The sequence below is a fragment of the Agromyces sp. Soil535 genome, assembly GCF_001428255.1.
In the GTDB taxonomy this organism is placed as follows: Bacteria; Actinomycetota; Actinomycetes; order Actinomycetales; family Microbacteriaceae; genus Agromyces.
Genome location: NZ_LMRW01000025.1, coordinates 99,724 through 116,321, shown reverse-complemented (window position 1 = coordinate 116,321; position 16,598 = coordinate 99,724). Strand labels below are relative to the sequence as shown.

Here is a 16,598-nt window from a genome sequence, read left to right as displayed (position 1 = left end):
CACTCTTTGCGAGAGGACCACGACATGACCGACACACTCACCACCGCGACGGATGCCGCGTACGCCGACCGGCGCGGCACGCGGCATCCGCTGCCCGACCTCGACGCCGACGCCCTAGTGCGCGCCGACGACCGCGCGCACGTGTTCCACTCGTGGAGCGCGCAGGCGCTCATCGACCCGCTGCCCGTCGCGGCGGGCGAGGGCTCGACGTTCTGGGACTACGCGGGCAACGCGTACCTCGACTTCAGCTCGCAGCTCGTGAACCTCAACCTCGGTCACCAGCACCCCGACCTCGTCGCCGCGATCCAGCAGCAGGCCGGGCGTCTCGCGACGATCCAGCCGTCGATGGCGAACGACGTGCGCGGTGAGCTCGCACGTCGTATCGCCGAGGTGGCGCCCGGCGACCTCGACAAGGTGTTCTTCACCAACGGCGGCGCCGACGCCAACGAGTACGCGGTGCGCATGGCCCGCGCGGTCACCGGTCGCCGCAAGGTGCTGTCGATGTACCGCAGCTACCACGGTGGCACGGCGACGGCGATCTCGCTCACTGGCGACCCGCGCCGCTGGGCGAACGAGCCCTCGGACGGGTCGGTCGCGCACTTCCTCGGGCCGTACCCGTACCGCTCGTCGTTCCACACCTCGTCGGAGGTCGCGGAGACCGAACGCGCTCTCGCGCACCTGGAGCAGGTCATCACGCTCGAGGGAGCCGCCACGATCGCGGCGATCATCATCGAGACCGTCGTCGGCACGAACGGCGTGCTCGTGCCGCCGCCCGGCTACCTGCAGGGCGTGCGGGCGCTCGCCGACAAGTACGGCATCGTCTACATCGCCGACGAGGTCATGGTGGGCTTCGGCCGCATCGGCGAGTGGTTCGCGGTGAACCACTTCGGCGTCACCCCCGACCTCATCACCTTCGCGAAGGGCGTGAACTCCGGCTACGTGCCGCTCGGCGGCGTCGTGATCTCGCAGCGCATCGCCTCGCACTTCGACACGGTCGCGTTCCAGGGCGGGCTCACGTACTCCGGGCATCCGCTCGCCTGCGCCCTGGGTGTCGCCACGTTCGAGGTCTTCGAGCGCGACGGCATCTTCGAGCGCGTGCGCGACCTCGGCGCTCGAGTCGTGGCGCCGCGCCTGCGAGCGATGGCCGAGCGGCATCCATCGGTCGGCGATGTGCGGGGCCTCGGCCTGTTCTGGGCGATCGAGCTCGTGCGCGATCGCGAGACCCGCGAGCCGCTCGTGCCGTTCAACGCCGGTGGAGCGGATGCCGCGCCGATGGCGGCCGTGGCTGCCGCGTGCAAGCAGGCAGGCCTCTGGCCGTTCGTGCACTTCAACCGCCTGCACGTCGCGCCGCCGCTCGTGATCACGGAGGACGAGCTCGTACTCGGCCTCGACATCATCGACGAGGCGCTCTCGGTCGCCGACACGCACGTCGCCTGAGCCCGGGCCGGCGTTCGTGCCGCGGAGTACGATGGGCGGCACTCGCGGGATCTTCGTGTCCACGGAGCATCCGGCATGTCCGAAGGGATGCTCATGGACGACCGACTCGCTTCCGATCGGATCGCGACGGTCGCCGGCGCGACGCCGTTCCAACTGCTCTTCGACTTCCTCCGGATCTCCGGCTACCAGAGCCGACGACACGAACCGGGCGTCCTCGACTTCACGTTCGGCGATCCGCACGACCCGCCGTCCGAGGCCTATGTCGAGATCCTGCGCGAGTCGCTGATCCCGCAGCACGAACTGTGGTTCGCGTACAACCTCGGCGACGCGAAGGCGATCGAGGCCGCGACCGACTCCCTGCGCCGTCACCTCGACATCCCGTTCGAGACGGACGACGTGCACCTCACGACCGGCGGGTTCACGGCGATCTCGACCGCGCTGAAGATCGTCGGCGATCCGGGCGACGAGGTGGTCTACAGCCTGCCGCCGTGGTTCCTCTACGAGCCGCTCGTGCTTGAGGCGGGCCTCGTGCCCGTGAAGGTGTCGATCGACCGCGAGACGCTGGACCTCGACCTCGAGGCCATTGCGGCGGCCATCACGCCGCGCACGCGCATCGTGATCGTCAACAGCCCCAACAACCCCACCGGACGGATCTACCCGCCCGCGACGCTGGAGCGCCTGGCGACGATCCTCGACGAGGCGTCGGAGCGCAACGGGCGCCGCATCTTCCTCATCTCGGACGAGGCCTACAACCGCATCGTCTTCGACGGTGCGCGCTTCCGCAGCCCCGTCGAGTTCTACCCGTGGAGCTTCCTCGCCTACAGCTACGGCAAGACCCTGCTGTCGCCGGGCGAGCGCATCGGGTACCTCGCTCTCCCGCCGACGATGCCCGGCCGCGAGGTCTTCCGGGATGCGATCGAGGCGGCGCAGATCGCAGGCGGATGGCTCTTCCCCAACGTGTCGATGCAGTACGCGCTGCCGCGCCTCGAGACGCTCGCGTTCGACATCCCGCTCTTCCAGCGCAAGCGCGACGTGATGGTCGCGGCACTGCGTGAGATCGGATACCGGGTCACGGTTCCCGAAGGCACGTTCTACCTGTTCCCCGAGTCGCCGCTCACGGACGACGCCGCCTTCGCGCAGGCACTCGACCGCGAGGGGGTGCTCGTCCTTCCGGGAGGGATGTTCGAGACGCCCGGCTTCTTCCGCATCTCGCTGACCGCCACGATGGAGACGATCGAAGCCAGCCTGCCGCGGTTCGCGGCCGCGTTCCGTGCTGCCGGCGTGCCGGCGGCTCGCTGACGACGTCGAGCCGTCGGCTAGCCTGAGTTCCATGGACTCTCGGGCGACGTCCGGCGGCATGGCCCGGCGAACCTTCCTCGCCGCGTCGCTCTCGGGGATCGCCGCCGTCACGCTGTCGAGTTGCGTCTGGCCGCAGCCGAGTCCGACGCCCTCGCCCACGCCGACCACGAGCCCGACACCGACGCCCACCCCGACGCCGCCCGCGAACGGCGTGCCGCTCCCGGCGGCCATGCGTCGCTCGCGCTGGGGGGCGGACCCGTTCGCCCGCGGCGCGTTCAGCTTCGACGCCGTCGGCGCGACTCCCGAACTCCGGGAGACGCTCGCCGATCCGGTCGCCGACCGGCTGTTCTTCGCGGGCGAGGCCTGCGATCCGGATGCCCCGGGCACGCTCGTCGGCGCGCACGCGAGCGGACTGCGCCAGGCGGCCGCCATCCAGCAGATCGGCGAACCCGGCGAGCGCGTCGGCATCGTGGGCGCCGGTCTCGCCGGGCTCACGGCCGCGCGAGTACTCGTCGACGCAGGCTTCGAGGTGGTCGTCCTGGAGGCGCGCGAGCGCCTCGGCGGTCGCATCGACTCGGTCGACGATGCGGACTTCGACCAGCCGATCGAACTCGGCGCCGTCTTCGTCGGGGAAGATGGCGCACTGCTCGACGGACTCGTCGAGGCGTCCGTCTTCACCCGGCCGTTCGCCGCCGTCGTCGAGGCGCGCACGGTGGCGGGAGTCGTGGTGCCGATCCCGTCGACGGGACCCGACGCGATCGCCGCGGCCCAGGCGTGGGCGGCGACGCAGCGTGGTGACGTGTCGCTCGCCGCCGCGCTCGTGGGTGCGGGCGTGGTCCCGCTGTCGAACACCCCCGATGCCGAAGGGGTCAGCCCCGCGGACTGGCTCGTCCACACGATCGGGAGCGCCGTCGAGCCGGCCACCGGCGCGACGACCAATCAGCTCTCGGCAAGCGGCATCGATCTCGCTCAGCTCGGCGAGCCGAAGCGACTCGTCACCGGCCGCCTCGCCGACTACGTCGACGCGCTCGCGGCATCCGTCGACGTCGCCGTCTCGAGTGTCGTCACCCGCATCGCCTACGACGATCGGCGGGTGAGCCTCCGGCTCGACTCCGGCGAGTCACTGACCGTCGATCGCGCGATCGTCACGGTACCGCTCGGCGTGCTGAAGACCGACACGCTGCGTTTCTCCCCCACCCTGCCGCTCCTGCACCAGCGTGCGATCTCGGTGCTGGGCATGGGCGTCGTCGACACCGTCTGGCTGCGTTTCGACTCCGCCTTCTGGCGAGCGGATGCCCCGTACGCCCCCTCCGCAACTCCCGACGTGCTCACGGTCGTCGGTGAACCGACGTCGGTCGGAGCGTGGATCGACGTCGGCGCCCCGACCGGCGACCCCGTGCTTCTCGGGGTCATCGCTGCGAGACAGGCGACTCGACTCGAGGAACTCGACGATCCGGCGTTTCTCGAATCCGTGCTCGCCGATCTCGGGCCATACGCCACAGCGCGCGGTTGACCGCGACGAGCGCGGCGGTCAGGCAGACGAAGATCCCGAGCACGAGCGCGCAGTAGAGCGCGACGCCGAGGAGCCCGCCGACCTGCGCCTCGTCGAGGAAGAAGTACGGGTACCAGCCGATGTCGGAACCCCGGAGGAGGGTGTAGGCGAGCCACAGCGACGGGTACACGAGTACCCAGCCGACCGTCGACCACGGCACGGGAGGATTCACGGCGAGCACCGCGTCGGTCGTCCACGCCACGACGGCGAGCGCCGGCACCACGAAATGGAGGAGGGTGTCCGACCACGGCACGTCGACGCGATAGTCGCGCGTCGAGGCCTGCGCGACGATGAGCCCGAAGACGAGACCGGAGACGAGCACGTAGACGGTCACCATCGTGCGAAGGATGCCGAGCCACGCGGGATCGCGGGGCCGCCGCAGTGCGAACCACCCGGCGATCGCGAGCGTGATGACCGCCGCCAGCGCCGACTGCACGGTGAAGTAGCTGAAGAAGTTCGTCGTGGCGAAGAAGCGGAACCCGAGCACGTACTGGAAGTTCCCGATGATGGCCACGACCTCGAGCGCGGCGACGAGCAGCCGGAAGATCCCGAGCGCCTGCCTCACCCTCGGGCCCCGAACCGTGACTCCGGGGCTGCGAGCGGGCATGGCACCACGCTACGCCCTGCCCGGAGGCGGACGGGGCGCGCATCGCGACCGGCGCCGGCACCCGGATCGCGGCCGGATGCGGGCGACCCGCCTCACACGCCGAACCAGCGCGCCCGCCGCACGGCGCCGAACTCGGCCTTCTCGGCCGCGTACGCAGGCGCCGGGCCGAGGAGCGGGGCGGTCGGCCCGCCTCGTGCGTGGAAGTCCACGTCGACGCGGCCGAGCTCGCCGTTGCCGAACTCCACGAAGCAGAGCCCGGTTCCGCCCGATGCGTGCACGCCACCGCCGAGGATCGTGCTCGCGATCTCGTCGGCGACGACGCGGGCGTCGCTCTCCGCGAACGTCCCTGCCTTGGGTATGCCGGTCTCAGCGCAGTCGCCGAGGGCGTACACCCCTGGGTACGGCGTCTCGAGGGTGCGCGGGTCCACCTTGACCCAGCCGTCCTCGGTCAGGCCTGCCTCGACGAGCACGTCGGGGACCTTGTGCACCGGAATGCCGATGAACAGGTCGAACGGCTCGTCGTGGTCCTTGAAATGCGCGACCCGTGCGTCGGGGTCGATCCCGTAGACGCGGTGTCGCTTCGTGTACGCGATCCCGCGTTCCGCCATCGCCCGCTCGAGTGCGGCGGAGGTCTCCGGGGAGACGGGCACCGGCGCCCGCTGCGGGGTGACCACGTGGAGTTCGCTGGCGTCGCGGAGTCCGCGGGCGACGAGCCGGTCGTGGAGCAGCAACATCGCCTCGTATGGCGCGGGCGGGCACTTGAAGGGGATGGAGAGGACGGCGAGCAGCACCCTGCCCCCGCCGAACACATCCAACTCGTCACGAAGCCGCTCGGCACCGGCGACCGAGTAGTACTCGAAGCCTCCTTCGACGAATCCCGGCGTCGCAGCCAGGTCGTAGTCGGCGCCGAGGGCCACGACGATCACGTCGGGGTCGTACGCCGCGACATCGGTGACGACGTGTCGCGTCGCCGGGTCGATCGTCAGCACGCGTTCCTGCCGGAACTCCACGCCCGGCCTGGTGATCCCGCGGTACGGAATACGCACCTGATCCGTAGTCTGGTGTCCGAAGAGGATCTCGAGCTTCGAGTATCCGAAGACGAACGCGTCGTGCTGGTCGACGAGGGTGACCTCGACCTCGCCCGAGAGGCGCTCCGACAGCGCGCTGGCCAGTTCCAAGCCGCCGAAGCCGGCCCCGAGGATCATGACGTTCGTCGTCATGCACCCATGATGTGCCCAGGCACCACCCGACGTCCACGCCCGACGCGATCGCTCGCATCGAAGCATCGACGCGGCGCGCCGCTCAGTCGAGCGGCCGCAGGATCCGGTCGAGGAACCTCCGCGTGCGCTCCTGTGTCGGGTTCGTGAAGATCTGCTTGGGCGCTCCGCGCTCCACCACGACGCCGCCGTCCATGAACAGCACCTCGTCGGCCGCCTGGCGCGCGAAACTCACCTCGTGGGTGACCACGACCATCGTCCACCCTTCGTCGGCGAGCTCCTTGATCACCGACAGCACCTCGCCGACGAGCTCGGGGTCGAGCGCGCTCGTCGGCTCGTCGAAGAGCAGAAGGTCGGGCTTCAGGGCGAGCGCTCGCACGATGCCGACGCGCTGCTGCTGCCCGCCCGAGAGCTGGAAGGGGTAGGCGTCGCGCTTCTCGGCGAGGCCCACCCGCTCGAGCAGGGCGGATGCCTCGGCGACCGCCCGCGCCTTCGGCACGCGCTGCACGAGCACTGGGCCCTCGATCACGTTCTCGAGCACGGTCATGTGCGGGAACAGGTTGTGCTGCTGGAACACCATCGCCGACCGGTCGCGCAGCGCGAAGCGCCCGGCCTTCGGGATCGCTCCCGAGAAGTCGAGCTCGGGCCCGCCGGCGAACGCGATCGTGCCGCCGTCGGGCGTCTCCAGCCCGTTGAGGGAGCGCAGCACGGTGGTCTTGCCCGAGCCGCTCGGTCCGATGAGCACCACGACCTCGCCGCGCCGCACCTCGAGGTCGATCGAGCGAAGTACCTCGTTGTCGCCGAACGACTTGCGGATGCCCCGTGCGGTCAGCAGCACGGAGTCGTCGGGCGCGGCCCGCGGGGCGAGCGGGTCGCCGCCCGCGGCATCCGGCCCCTGCGGCTGCACGCCGTCATCAGTGGGCGACATAGCGATCGAGCCTCCTCTCGAGCGCGTTCTGCCCGCTCGACAGCACAAGGCAGAACAGCCAGTAGATCAGCGCCGCCTCGAGGTAGAGCAGCATGAAGTCCTGCGTGAACGCCGCGATCTCCTGCGAGACGCGGAACAGCTCGGTCACGAGGATCAGCGAGGCGAGCGACGTGTCCTTCACGAGCGAGATGAAGGTGTTCGACAGCGGCGGCACCGAGACCCGGGCGGCCTGCGGCAGGATGATGCGCCGCAGCGTCGTCGTGTGCGACATGCCGATCGTGTACCCGGCCTCCCACTGCCCCTTTGGCACCGACAGGATCGCGGCGCGGATGATCTCGGCTGCGTACCCGCCGACGTTGAGCGAGAACGCCGCGATCGCGCTCGGCCACGGGTCGATCACGATGCCGACCGCGGGCAGTCCGTAGAAGATCACGAACAGCTGCACGAGCAGCGGGGTGCCGCGGATCACCGACACGTAGAACCGCCCGATGCCCGAGAGCACGCGGTTCTTCGAGATCCGCGCGAGCGCGACGGCGAGCGCGATCACGAGCCCGATCGCGAACGAGGCCAGGGCGAGCGGGATGGTGCCGCTCAGCCCGCCCCAGACGATCGGCCAGAATGATTCAAGGAACAGTTGCCAGCCGGATGCCACGGCGACACCCCCTTCGTGAGGACGGGCGCGAGCCTACTCGGAGACGTCGGCCCCGAAGTACTTGTCACCGAGCTCGGCGAGCACGCCCTCCTCGCGGAGCTCCGCAAGGGCGGCGTCGATCGCGACGACGAGGGCGGCCTTGTCCTTCGTGAACGCGAGCGCGCTGAGCGACGGGTCGTCGGTCTCGGCCGCGACCTCGAGGCCCGACTGGCCGTTGGTCTTCACGTAGTCGAGGTAGGTCAGCTCGTCGTTGATGGTCGCGTCGACGCGGCCCTGCTCGAGCAGTGCGACGGCCTGGGCCCAGCCCTCGACTGCCTCGACGTTCGCGCCCGACTCCTGGGCGAGTTCGTACCAGTTGCTCGTGAGCGACTGCGCGGTGGTCTTGCCGGCGAGGTCGTCGAAGCTCGAGATCGACGAGTCGCCCTCCTTCACCACGATGACGCCCGGGGAGACGGTGTAGGGCTCGCTGAAGAGGTACTGCTCCTCGCGCTCGGGATTGATCGAGACCTGGTTGGCGATCACGTCGAACCGGCCGGCGTCCAGGCCCGCGAAGATCGCGTCCCACTGGGTCTCCTGGAACTCGATCTCGAGGCCGAGCTTGTCGGCCACCGCCTCGGCGACCTCCACGTCGTAGCCGGTCAGGTCGCCGCTGCCGTCCTCGTGGTAGCTGAACGGACGGTAGGTGCCCTCGGTCGCGACGGTCAGCGTGCCCGCCTTCACGAGCCCGTACTCGTCACCGCCCGACGCGTCGTCGCTCGCGGCGGGAGCGCCGCTCGAGCAGGCGGCCAGGGCGAGGGCGGCGGCGGATGCGGCGACGAGGCCGAGCAGGGTGCGGGCGCGTGACATTGCGGTGGTGCTCCGTTCGTGACGTTGGGCTGGATGCCGGAGGCTTCGGTCGGTCGCCCCGGTCAGACGAGTCCAGCACGGCGGCGACCTCCGGGTGAAACCGGATGACTCCACGTTGCATTCCGGGCCTGGCGAGATGTGGACGGATGTCCCGTGCGCGGCGTATGCGCGACGCGGCATACATGCAGCGGCGTGTCGTGCGCAACCCCTCGCCCGGGCCGCGGTCGCGTCGCTAGGCTGGGCCCGTCGTGGGAGTCCCCTCCCGCGGCGCGGTGCCCCCACGCCAACCCGAAGGAATCCCATGATCACGCTGTCCTGGCTCCTCCTCATCGCCCTCGTCGGCGGCGCGCTCGCCCTCGTCGACGGCATCATGCGCCTTCGCGCACGCGGCGGCTCCACCGTCGTCGGCATCATCGAGATCGTCGTCGCCGGCCTGTTCCTCCTGTCGCTGTTCCTGCCCGGCATCCCGTTCGGGTCGCTCGTGCTCGGCATCGCGACGCTCGTCGTGCTGGTGGTGGCGCTCATCACCCGCGGACGCACCGGGCTCACCCTCCCGATCATCGCGCTCGCGCTCATCGCGCTCTGGCTGGTCCTGCTGAACCGGTGGCTCATCATCCCCGGCATCAATTGATCGTCCGCGCGCAGCGAGGCGGCCGTCCCCATGGGCGGCCGCCTCGCAACGTCGGGCTGCTCGCGACTATCCGCGGCCGCGGTCGCTCTCCGCGCACCACGCGAGCGCGTCGACCGCGTCACCACCGAGCTCGGGATGCCGCGTTCGGAACTCCGCCGAGCCGGCCGAGTAGTCGGCCTCGAGTCGGCGGGCGGCCTTGGCGAGCGCCGGACCGGCTTCGCGGCCGAATCGGGCGATGACCCTGGCGTCGTCGCGTGCAGGCCGGGCCGTGCGGCCCCATCCGGTCCATTCGACGACAGCGCGGGTGAGTCGAGGCTCCGTTGCCTTCATCACTTCTCCTTCTGGTTGGAACCACGCCGTGGCATGTCCACGACGTGCCGGTGGATCAGAACGCGTTGAGCCCGGTGAGGGCCCGACCGATAACGAGCTGGTGGATCTCGTCGGTGCCCTCGTAGGTGCGCACCGCCTCGAGGTTGGCCGCGTGCCGCATCACGGGGAACGCATTCGTGATGCCGTCGCCTGCGAGGATCGTCCGCGCCTGGTGGGCGATCTCGATGGCCTCGCGTACGGCGTTGAGCTTGCCCACGGAGATCTGCACCGGCGTGAGCGCGCCGCGCTCCTTGAGGCGGCCGAGGTGCAGGGCGAGCAGCATGCCCTTCTCGACCTCTATGAGCATGTCGGCGAGCTTGGCCTGCGTCAACTGGTATGCGCCGATCGGCTTGCCGAACACCTCGCGCGTCACCGAACGCTCGAGCGCCGCCTCGAAGCATGAGCGCGCGGCGCCCATGGCGCCCCACACGATGCCGTAGCGCGCCTCGCTGAGGCGTCCGAGCGGTCCGGAGAGCCCGGACGTCCCTGGCAGCATGGCGTCCGCTGGGAGGCGCACCCCGTCGAGCGTCACGTCGCACTGCACCGAGGCGCGCATCGCGAGCTTGCCGTCGATCGCGGTCGCCGTGTAGCCGGGCGTCGACGTCGGCACGAGGAAGCCGCGCACGGCGCCGCCACCCTGCCCGTATGCGCCCGACGGGTCGTCGACCCGCGCCCACACGATCGCGACGTCGGCGATCGAGGCGAGCCCGATCCAGCGCTTGGTACCGTCGAGCACCCACTCGTCGCCGTCGCGGCGCGCGGTCGTCGTCATCGCCGCGGGGTCGCTGCCGCTCTGCGGCTCGGTGAGGGCGAAGCATCCGATCAGCTCTCCGGCGGCCATGCCCGGCAACCACCGCTGCTTCTGCTCTTCGGAACCGTACGCGAGGATCGAGCCCATCGCGAGCGAGCCCTGCACCGACACGAAGGTACGCCAGCCGCTGTCGGCGGCCTCGAGCTCGAGGCACACGAGCCCGTAGGCCACCGCACCCGCGCCGGCGCATCCGTAGCCCTGCAGGTGCATGCCGAGGAACCCGGCCTCGCCGAGCTCGCGCACGAGCTCGCGCCGGAAGTGCTTGTGCTCGAAGTCCTCCTCGATCACCGGGAGGATGCGTTCCTCGGCGAAGCGGCGCGCGCGGTCGCGCCACTCGCGCTCCCCGTCGGTGAGCAGGGCGTCGAGGTCGAACACGGCGTCCATGAGCGGAGCTGAGTGGGTCATGCGGGGTCCTTCGATCGGTCGGCAGGGTCGTGGTCGGCGGGGTCGTGGTCTGCGAGGCCCTGGTGGGCGGGGTCGCGGTCGAGCCAGTCGGCGCCGCCGTGCTCGCCGAGCAGCGGCGGCGGCATCCGGTACTGCGCAGCAGGTGCCGCGAGGCCGATGGGGCTGGCGACCGAGCGATGCGCGGCATCCGTTCCTGCGATCTCGGCCACGGGCTCCAGGCCGAGCGCCTCGGCGAAGAGGAACGCCTCACCGACGTCGTGCACCAGCCCGGCGGGCACGCCCGCCTCCCTGCAGCGCTCGACCCACTCGGCCGCACGAGCCGTGGCGAGCGCCGCCTCGAGCTCGGCGTGCAGGTGGTCGCGGTGCGCGACCCGGGAGGCGTTGGTGGCGTACCGGTCGTCATCGGCGAGGCCCGGCACGCCCAGGAGCCACGCGAGCGCCCGGAACTGCTTGTCGTTGCCGACGGCGATCACGAGGTCCCGGTCGGCCGCGGGGAACACCGCATACGGGGCGATGCTCGGATGCCGGTTCCCGAGGCGGCGCGGCGGCACCCCGGTGGCGAGCGTCGAGCCGGCCTGGTTCACGAGCGCGGAGAGCAGGCTCTGCAGCAGGTTCACCTCGACGTGCTGGCCGAGCCCGGTGCGGTCGCGCTCGCGCAGCGCGAGCAGGATGCCGGCGACGGCGTTCTGTCCGGTGAGCACGTCGACGAGCGCGACGCCGGCCTTCGCGGGTTCGCCGTCGGGCTCACCGGTGATGCTCATCAGCCCGCCGAGCGCCTGCACGAGCAGGTCGTAGCCGGCGAGCGCGGCGCCCTCCCCAGTGCCGAAGCCGGTGATCGAGCAGTAGACCACGGCGGGGTTGATCGCCTGCACGTCCTCGTACGCGAGGCCGAACCGGTCCATGACGCCCGGCCGGAAGTTCTCCACGACGACATCGGCCGTCACGGCGAGTCGGCGTGCCTCGGCGAGGTCCGCGGCATCCGTGAGATCGAGCGCCACCGAACGCTTGTTGCGGTTCACGCTGCCGAAGTACGTCGACTGCCCGGTCGCATCGACAGGCGGATGCCAGTGCCGGGTCTCGTCGCCCGCGGGCGGCTCGACCTTCACCACGTCGGCGCCGAAGTCGGCGAGCGTCATCGTCGCGTAGGGGCCGGCGAGCACACGTGAGAAGTCGGCGACGCGGATGCCACTGAGCACGCGGTCACCCATTCCGCCCTCCTCGGCTCGACCACACCACGATACCCAGCCGATGCGTGGGGTTCGCTGTACACACCGTCCAGCGGATGCCGCGGATCCGCCATCACGTCGATTCCCGGTCCATGTGCCGCGGCATAGGCTTGTCGCAGGTGTGCACCGTCGTCGCCGTCCGGTTGGCGTGTCCACGTGCACCATCGACAGAGGAGTCCCATGAGCTACGCCGTGGTCAATCCGGCAACCGGAGAGACGATCAAGACCTTTCCGACGATCACCGACGCCGAGCTCGACACGGCGATCGCGACCGCCGACGAGGCGCACCGCACGTGGTCGAAGTCGAGCACGGTCGAGGAGCGCGCCGCCCTCGTCCGCCGCGTCGGCGAACTGCACGTCGAGCGCCGCCAGGAGCTCGCCGAGATCATCGTGAGCGAGATGGGCAAGCCGATCGAGCAGGCCCTCGGAGAGGTCGACTTCGCGGGAGCGATCTACGAGTACTACGCCGACCACTCGGCCGACTTCCTGAAGGATGAGCCGATCACGCTGCTCGCCGGCGAGGGCACGGCCGTGATCCGCCGCAGCTCGCTCGGCGTGCTCCTCGGCGTCATGCCGTGGAACTTCCCCTACTACCAGGTCGCCCGCTTCGCCGGCCCGAACCTCATCATCGGCAACACGATCCTGCTGAAGCACGCGGAGCAGTGCCCCGAGTCGGCTGCCGCCATCGAGCGCACCTTCCTCGACGCCGGCTTCCCCGTCGGCGGCTACGTGAACATCTACGCCTCGCACGCGCAGATCGAGACGGTCATCGCCGACCCGCGTGTGCAGGGCGTCTCGCTCACCGGCTCCGAGCGAGCGGGCGCCGCCGTCGCCGAGGTCGCCGGCCGCCACCTGAAGAAGGTCGTCCTCGAACTCGGCGGCTCCGACCCCTTCATCCTGCTCTCGACCGACGACCTCGACGCGACCGTGCAGGCCGCGGTCGACGCTCGCCTCGACAACAACGGCCAGTCCTGCAATGCGGCCAAGCGGTTCATCGTCGCCGACGAGCTCTACGACCCGTTCCTCGAGAAGTTCACGGCGAAGCTCGCCGAGGTCGAGACGGGCGACCCGACCTCGGCAGAGACCGCGCTCGGGCCGCTGTCGTCGCTGAAGGCGGCGGAGGGCCTCGACGAGCAGGTCAGGCGCGCGGTCGAGCACGGGGCCACGCTCGTGCACGGCGGCACCCGCGAGGGCGCGTTCTTCCAGACGACGGTGCTCACGGATGTCACGCCCGAGAACCCTGCGTCGAAGGAGGAGTTCTTCGGCCCGGTCGCCCAGGTGTACCGCGCGAAGGACGAAGCCGAGGCCGTTCGTCTCGCGAACGACATCCCATTCGGACTCGGATCGTACGTGTACACGACCGATGAGGAGCAGGCCCTGCGTGTCGCCGACGGCATCGAGGCGGGAATGGTGTTCGTGAACGTCGTGCTCGCCGACGGTGCGGAGCTGCCCTTCGGCGGCGTCAAGCGCTCCGGCTCGGGCCGTGAGCTGGGCCGCTTCGGCGCCGACGAGTTCGTCAACAAGAAGATGATCCGCATCGGCTGACGCGTCGCGTCGTGCTCGATGAGCCCGATGAGCCCCCGACCCTTGGAACTCAACCCTCTGTCGGGGGCTCATCGCGTCAGGAAGCCCGCGCGGAGGCGGCGGTCGCGGCATCCGTCGGCGACGGCGTCGCGCGTCGCGCCCGCATCATCTGCCTGGCGAGGTACGCCGCATCGCGGGTCACCCCGGGCAGGGTCCCGGAGACCATGGCGTACATGAATTCCCGCCCGATCACGAAGAGGCCGGGAACGGCGTCCACGACGCCCCGGCGCTGGCGCATCGTCCCGTCGTCGTCGAACGCGGGGAGGTCGACCCACGCCTGGTCGTCCCGGTACCCCGTGCACCAGATGACGTTCGCCACGTCGAGCACGCCGCCGTCGGCGGTGACCGGCCTCCCCTCGCGGACGTCGAGCACCCGCCCGGCCCGGGCGACGCCGGCCGCGTCGAGGTCGGCGCGCTTCGTGCGGATCAGGGGCGCGCCGCGGCCGGCGAGCTTCGGCAGCACGCGCCGTCCGATCGGGGTTCCGAGGGTGAGCACGTGCAGTCCCGCGAACCGCATGACGGGCAGCACGAACCGCGCCGCCGCACGGCCGTGATGCACCGGCAGCTCGCCGGTCGGCGTGCCGGCGATGGTCGTCGCATGCGAGCCGCTCACGTCGAGCGCGATCTCGGCGCCCGAGTTGCCCATCCCCACGACGAGCACGGCACCCGGCCGCAGCTGCATCGGGTTCCGGTAGTCGCTCGAATGGAGCTGCAACACGGATGCCGCGATCCGACCGGCGAAGTCGGGAACCCGGGGCACCTGGTACCCGCCCGTCGCCAGCACCACGTTCTCGGCCTCCCAGTGACGTGCACCGGCCTCGACGAGGAACCGGTCGCCGACTCGGTGCACCCGATCAACGTGGACGCCCGTTCGCACGGGCAGCCCGAAGTGCGCCGCGTACGCCTCGAGGTAGTCGGCCTGTTCGTCCTTCGTCGGGAACCCGAGCCGGTCGCCCGGGAACGGCAAGCCCGAGAGGCCGTCGAACTTCGCGGGCGTGAACAGGCGCAGGGAGTCCCAGCGCAGGCGCCACGCGTCGCCGACGCGCTCGTGCGCGTCGAGGATCACGAGGTCGCGGTGCTGCTGCGCCAGGTGGTAGGCGATCGCCAGCCCGGCCTGCCCGCCTCCGATGACGACGGTGTCGAGCACTCGACCGGACTCGCTCTGGATGTCGTGAGGTGTCTCGTTCATGGACGGGACGCTACGGTGACGCCACGTGGTCCGCGTCGAGAGGATCCCCCATTCGCGCGGCGCTGGCGCTAAGGGATTCCACCCATGGCGTCGATCAGTCGGCCAGCCCGTGCCGGAACGCGTACGCGGTCGCCGCCGACCTGGACGAGAGGCCGAGCTTGCCGAAGATGTTGCTGAGGTGGCGTTCGACCGTCTTCTCGCTCAGGTAGAGCTCCCTGGCGATCTCGCGGTTCGTGTCGCCCGCCGCCACGAACCGCAGCACCTCGACCTCGCGAGCGGACAGTCCGCCGGCCTGCTCCGGCCGTGCGGCGGCCGACTCGGCCTCCGCCGCGGCGAGCGCCTGGCGGGCACCGAGTTCGACGAACACCACCCGTGCCGCGGCAAGCTCCACGGCCGCGGATGCCTCGTCGCCGAGCGCCCGGCAGGCGCGCGCCGCGATGACCCGGCAACGCGCCGCCTCGTACGGGACGTCCAGTTCCCGCCATCGGGCCCAGGCGCGCCACGACGTCGTGAGCGCACCGCGGGCATCGCCCTCGGCGAGCAGTACCACCGACTCGGACTGCTCGGCGATGGCCTGCAGCATCGGCATCGCGCTCGATCGGCTCAGTGCGCCGAGCTCCTCGGCGGCTGCTCGCGCGGCCGCCGCGTCGCCGACGCCGAGCTGGATCTCCACCACGGCTGCGAGGAGTCCACGGCGCTCCGCCGGATCGACGCGCTCGACCGCGCCGAGGATGAGCGAGCGTGCGAGCGTCGCGTCCCCCTCCGCCAGGCGGAGGAGGGCGAGACCGGGCTGCGGCTCGTAGCCGGTGCGCGCGGCTCGCTCGTACGACGACTCGGCGGCCGCCAGGTCGCCGCGGAGTCGAAGGATCTCACCGTGCTGGTACCACGCGCTGTAGAGCCCGTCGCGGTCGCCACGCTCCGCGCGCTCCTGCGCCTCCTCGGCCGCGGCGAGCGCATCGTCCCATGCGCCATGCAGCAGGAACAGTGCCGCGCGTTGCGCCTGGCACTGCCCGGTGTAGCCCACCATGTCGGGACGTGCCTCGCACCAGTGGTCGAGGGCGCGGGTCCATTCCCGGGCGCGCCGGACGTCGAAGGCCAGACGGCAGCACTGCAGCATCGCGCAGTAGACGATGCCCGACGGGATCGGAGAGACCTCGCCAGCCGTCACGGACACCATCACCTCGTCGAGGAGTGCCAGTCCCGCATCCGGTTCACCGAGCATGATCCTCGCCTGGCCGAGCCCGAGCCCGGCGAGCGCGATGAGGTCGGCGTCGTGGAAGGCGCGGGCGAACTCCGCAGCGCGTTCGAACGCCGCTGCGGCCCGTTCGCCGTCCCCGGCGTAGTACGCGGCGAGGCCCTCCGGGATGAACAGCAACCCGTGGTCCGGTCGGCCGTCGGGGTCCTGCTCCACGAGTCGTTGCGCGCGCGCGAACCAGCCTCCTGCGCGCGCCCGGTCGCCGAGGTCCATCAGCTGCATCCCCAGCCAGCCGGCGCACCGCGTGGCACCATCGATGTCGACTTCGGCGAGGTAGGCCTCGTGGGCTCGTGTCAACGCGTCGATGCCCTCCTCGAAGCGTCCGACGAGGATGGCCGCGATGGCGAGGTGCTCGAGGTCGGATGCCGCGACACCGTGCTCGCGATCGGCCTCGTCGAGACCGGCGACGGCGTCGGCGAAGCGGTGCTCGCGATACGCGGTGCGGCCTCGATCGAGGGCGGTCGGCGTGGTCATGACGCCTCCATGGGCTGACGGCGCCGGTCGTGGGCGACGGCGGAGGACGTCGACGCCGACCGTGCGTGGCATCAGGCTAGCCCTGCCGCGGCGGGAGCGGCAACGCGAGATGGCCG

General features: G+C 70.9%; 15 protein-coding genes. 5 read left to right on the top strand and 10 right to left on the bottom strand.

Going from position 1 to position 16,598, the window contains the following annotated elements; all coding sequences use genetic code 11:
• Positions 1 to 24: 24 nt before the first annotated feature.
• The 3 genes from ASG80_RS17680 (at position 25) to ASG80_RS24760 (ending at position 4,249) form a co-directional block, all read left to right on the top strand.
• On the top strand, positions 25 to 1,437 hold the full coding sequence (locus tag ASG80_RS17680; RefSeq protein ID WP_162256650.1) for an aspartate aminotransferase family protein: 1,413 nt from the start codon (positions 25 to 27) through the stop codon (positions 1,435 to 1,437).
• A 75-nt stretch (positions 1,438 to 1,512) separates the two neighbouring features.
• Positions 1,513 to 2,736 (top strand): aminotransferase class I/II-fold pyridoxal phosphate-dependent enzyme, encoded by a 1,224-nt coding sequence (locus ASG80_RS17675; RefSeq protein ID WP_235508379.1) that lies wholly within the window; start codon positions 1,513 to 1,515, stop codon positions 2,734 to 2,736.
• Between the two features lie 31 nt (positions 2,737 to 2,767).
• Complete coding sequence (locus tag ASG80_RS24760; RefSeq protein WP_156401928.1) at positions 2,768 to 4,249, top strand: FAD-dependent oxidoreductase; 1,482 nt, start codon at positions 2,768 to 2,770, stop codon at positions 4,247 to 4,249.
• Here ASG80_RS24760 and ASG80_RS17665 read toward each other — a convergent pair.
• From ASG80_RS17665 to ASG80_RS17645, 5 genes are all read right to left on the bottom strand, one after another.
• Complete coding sequence (locus ASG80_RS17665) at positions 4,146 to 4,895, bottom strand: Pr6Pr family membrane protein (protein WP_156401927.1); 750 nt, start codon at positions 4,893 to 4,895, stop codon at positions 4,146 to 4,148. The two genes, ASG80_RS24760 and ASG80_RS17665, sit on opposite strands and share 104 nt — an antisense overlap.
• 92 nt (positions 4,896 to 4,987) lie before the next feature.
• On the bottom strand, positions 4,988 to 6,115 hold the full coding sequence (locus ASG80_RS17660; RefSeq protein WP_056733137.1) for an NAD(P)/FAD-dependent oxidoreductase: 1,128 nt from the start codon (positions 6,113 to 6,115) through the stop codon (positions 4,988 to 4,990).
• An 82-nt stretch (positions 6,116 to 6,197) separates the two neighbouring features.
• Positions 6,198 to 7,040: an amino acid ABC transporter ATP-binding protein gene (locus tag ASG80_RS17655; protein WP_082590592.1), complete on the bottom strand. Its 843-nt coding sequence runs from the start codon at positions 7,038 to 7,040 to the stop codon at positions 6,198 to 6,200.
• On the bottom strand, positions 7,027 to 7,692 hold the full coding sequence (locus tag ASG80_RS17650; RefSeq protein WP_156401926.1) for an amino acid ABC transporter permease: 666 nt from the start codon (positions 7,690 to 7,692) through the stop codon (positions 7,027 to 7,029). The genes ASG80_RS17655 and ASG80_RS17650 overlap by 14 nt, the downstream gene beginning before the upstream one ends.
• A gap of 33 nt (positions 7,693 to 7,725) precedes the next feature.
• Positions 7,726 to 8,538: an amino acid ABC transporter substrate-binding protein gene (locus tag ASG80_RS17645; protein WP_056733135.1), complete on the bottom strand. Its 813-nt coding sequence runs from the start codon at positions 8,536 to 8,538 to the stop codon at positions 7,726 to 7,728.
• A gap of 301 nt (positions 8,539 to 8,839) precedes the next feature.
• Between ASG80_RS17645 and ASG80_RS17640 the strand changes: the two genes are divergently transcribed.
• A complete protein-coding gene (locus ASG80_RS17640) occupies positions 8,840 to 9,169 on the top strand; it encodes a hypothetical protein (RefSeq protein WP_056733132.1) in 330 nt (109 codons plus the stop codon).
• 66 nt (positions 9,170 to 9,235) lie between these two features.
• Here the strand turns inward: ASG80_RS17640 and ASG80_RS17635 are convergent, their stop codons facing one another.
• Genes ASG80_RS17635 through ASG80_RS17625 form a run of 3 tightly spaced genes read right to left on the bottom strand, consistent with a single transcriptional unit; the run spans position 9,236 to position 11,962 of the window.
• The gene (locus tag ASG80_RS17635) at positions 9,236 to 9,499 is read right to left on the bottom strand and encodes a hypothetical protein (protein ID WP_056733130.1); all 264 of its coding nucleotides are present in this window, start codon (positions 9,497 to 9,499) and stop codon (positions 9,236 to 9,238) included.
• Between the two features lie 55 nt (positions 9,500 to 9,554).
• Positions 9,555 to 10,754 (bottom strand): acyl-CoA dehydrogenase family protein, encoded by a 1,200-nt coding sequence (locus ASG80_RS17630; protein ID WP_082590590.1) that lies wholly within the window; start codon positions 10,752 to 10,754, stop codon positions 9,555 to 9,557.
• Positions 10,751 to 11,962 (bottom strand): CaiB/BaiF CoA-transferase family protein, encoded by a 1,212-nt coding sequence (locus ASG80_RS17625; protein WP_082590588.1) that lies wholly within the window; start codon positions 11,960 to 11,962, stop codon positions 10,751 to 10,753. The genes ASG80_RS17630 and ASG80_RS17625 overlap by 4 nt, the downstream gene beginning before the upstream one ends.
• A gap of 198 nt (positions 11,963 to 12,160) precedes the next feature.
• On the opposite strand from ASG80_RS17625, the gene ASG80_RS17620 reads away from it, so the two are divergent.
• Positions 12,161 to 13,525 carry an NAD-dependent succinate-semialdehyde dehydrogenase gene (locus ASG80_RS17620; protein WP_056733127.1) on the top strand — a complete coding sequence of 455 codons (1,365 nt, stop codon included), beginning with the start codon at positions 12,161 to 12,163 and terminating at the stop codon, positions 13,523 to 13,525.
• 76 nt (positions 13,526 to 13,601) lie between these two features.
• Here ASG80_RS17620 and ASG80_RS17615 read toward each other — a convergent pair whose 3' ends face one another.
• Both ASG80_RS17615 and ASG80_RS17610 read right to left on the bottom strand, forming a co-directional pair.
• A complete protein-coding gene (locus ASG80_RS17615; protein ID WP_056733124.1) occupies positions 13,602 to 14,753 on the bottom strand; it encodes an NAD(P)/FAD-dependent oxidoreductase in 1,152 nt (383 codons plus the stop codon).
• 94 nt (positions 14,754 to 14,847) lie between these two features.
• On the bottom strand, positions 14,848 to 16,482 hold the full coding sequence (locus ASG80_RS17610; RefSeq protein WP_056733122.1) for a response regulator transcription factor: 1,635 nt from the start codon (positions 16,480 to 16,482) through the stop codon (positions 14,848 to 14,850).
• Positions 16,483 to 16,598 lie beyond the last annotated feature (116 nt).

Bases quoted from the DNA above. Each gene is read 5' to 3' on its own strand.
- ASG80_RS17680 (WP_162256650.1), top strand. From the start codon at position 25: ATGACCGACACACTCACCACCGCGACGGATGCCGCGTACGCCGACCGG.
- ASG80_RS17675 (WP_235508379.1), top strand. From the start codon at position 1,513: ATGTCCGAAGGGATGCTCATGGACGACCGACTCGCTTCCGATCGGATC.
- ASG80_RS24760 (WP_156401928.1), top strand. From the start codon at position 2,768: ATGGACTCTCGGGCGACGTCCGGCGGCATGGCCCGGCGAACCTTCCTC.
- ASG80_RS17665 (WP_156401927.1), bottom strand. From the start codon at position 4,895: ATGCCCGCTCGCAGCCCCGGAGTCACGGTTCGGGGCCCGAGGGTGAGG.
- ASG80_RS17660 (WP_056733137.1), bottom strand. From the start codon at position 6,115: ATGACGACGAACGTCATGATCCTCGGGGCCGGCTTCGGCGGCTTGGAA.
- ASG80_RS17655 (WP_082590592.1), bottom strand. From the start codon at position 7,040: ATGTCGCCCACTGATGACGGCGTGCAGCCGCAGGGGCCGGATGCCGCG.
- ASG80_RS17645 (WP_056733135.1), bottom strand. From the start codon at position 8,538: ATGTCACGCGCCCGCACCCTGCTCGGCCTCGTCGCCGCATCCGCCGCC.
- ASG80_RS17640 (WP_056733132.1), top strand. From the start codon at position 8,840: ATGATCACGCTGTCCTGGCTCCTCCTCATCGCCCTCGTCGGCGGCGCG.
- ASG80_RS17635 (WP_056733130.1), bottom strand. From the start codon at position 9,499: ATGAAGGCAACGGAGCCTCGACTCACCCGCGCTGTCGTCGAATGGACC.
- ASG80_RS17630 (WP_082590590.1), bottom strand. From the start codon at position 10,754: ATGACCCACTCAGCTCCGCTCATGGACGCCGTGTTCGACCTCGACGCC.
- ASG80_RS17625 (WP_082590588.1), bottom strand. From the start codon at position 11,962: ATGGGTGACCGCGTGCTCAGTGGCATCCGCGTCGCCGACTTCTCACGT.
- ASG80_RS17620 (WP_056733127.1), top strand. From the start codon at position 12,161: ATGAGCTACGCCGTGGTCAATCCGGCAACCGGAGAGACGATCAAGACC.
- ASG80_RS17615 (WP_056733124.1), bottom strand. From the start codon at position 14,753: ATGAACGAGACACCTCACGACATCCAGAGCGAGTCCGGTCGAGTGCTC.
- ASG80_RS17610 (WP_056733122.1), bottom strand. From the start codon at position 16,482: ATGACCACGCCGACCGCCCTCGATCGAGGCCGCACCGCGTATCGCGAG.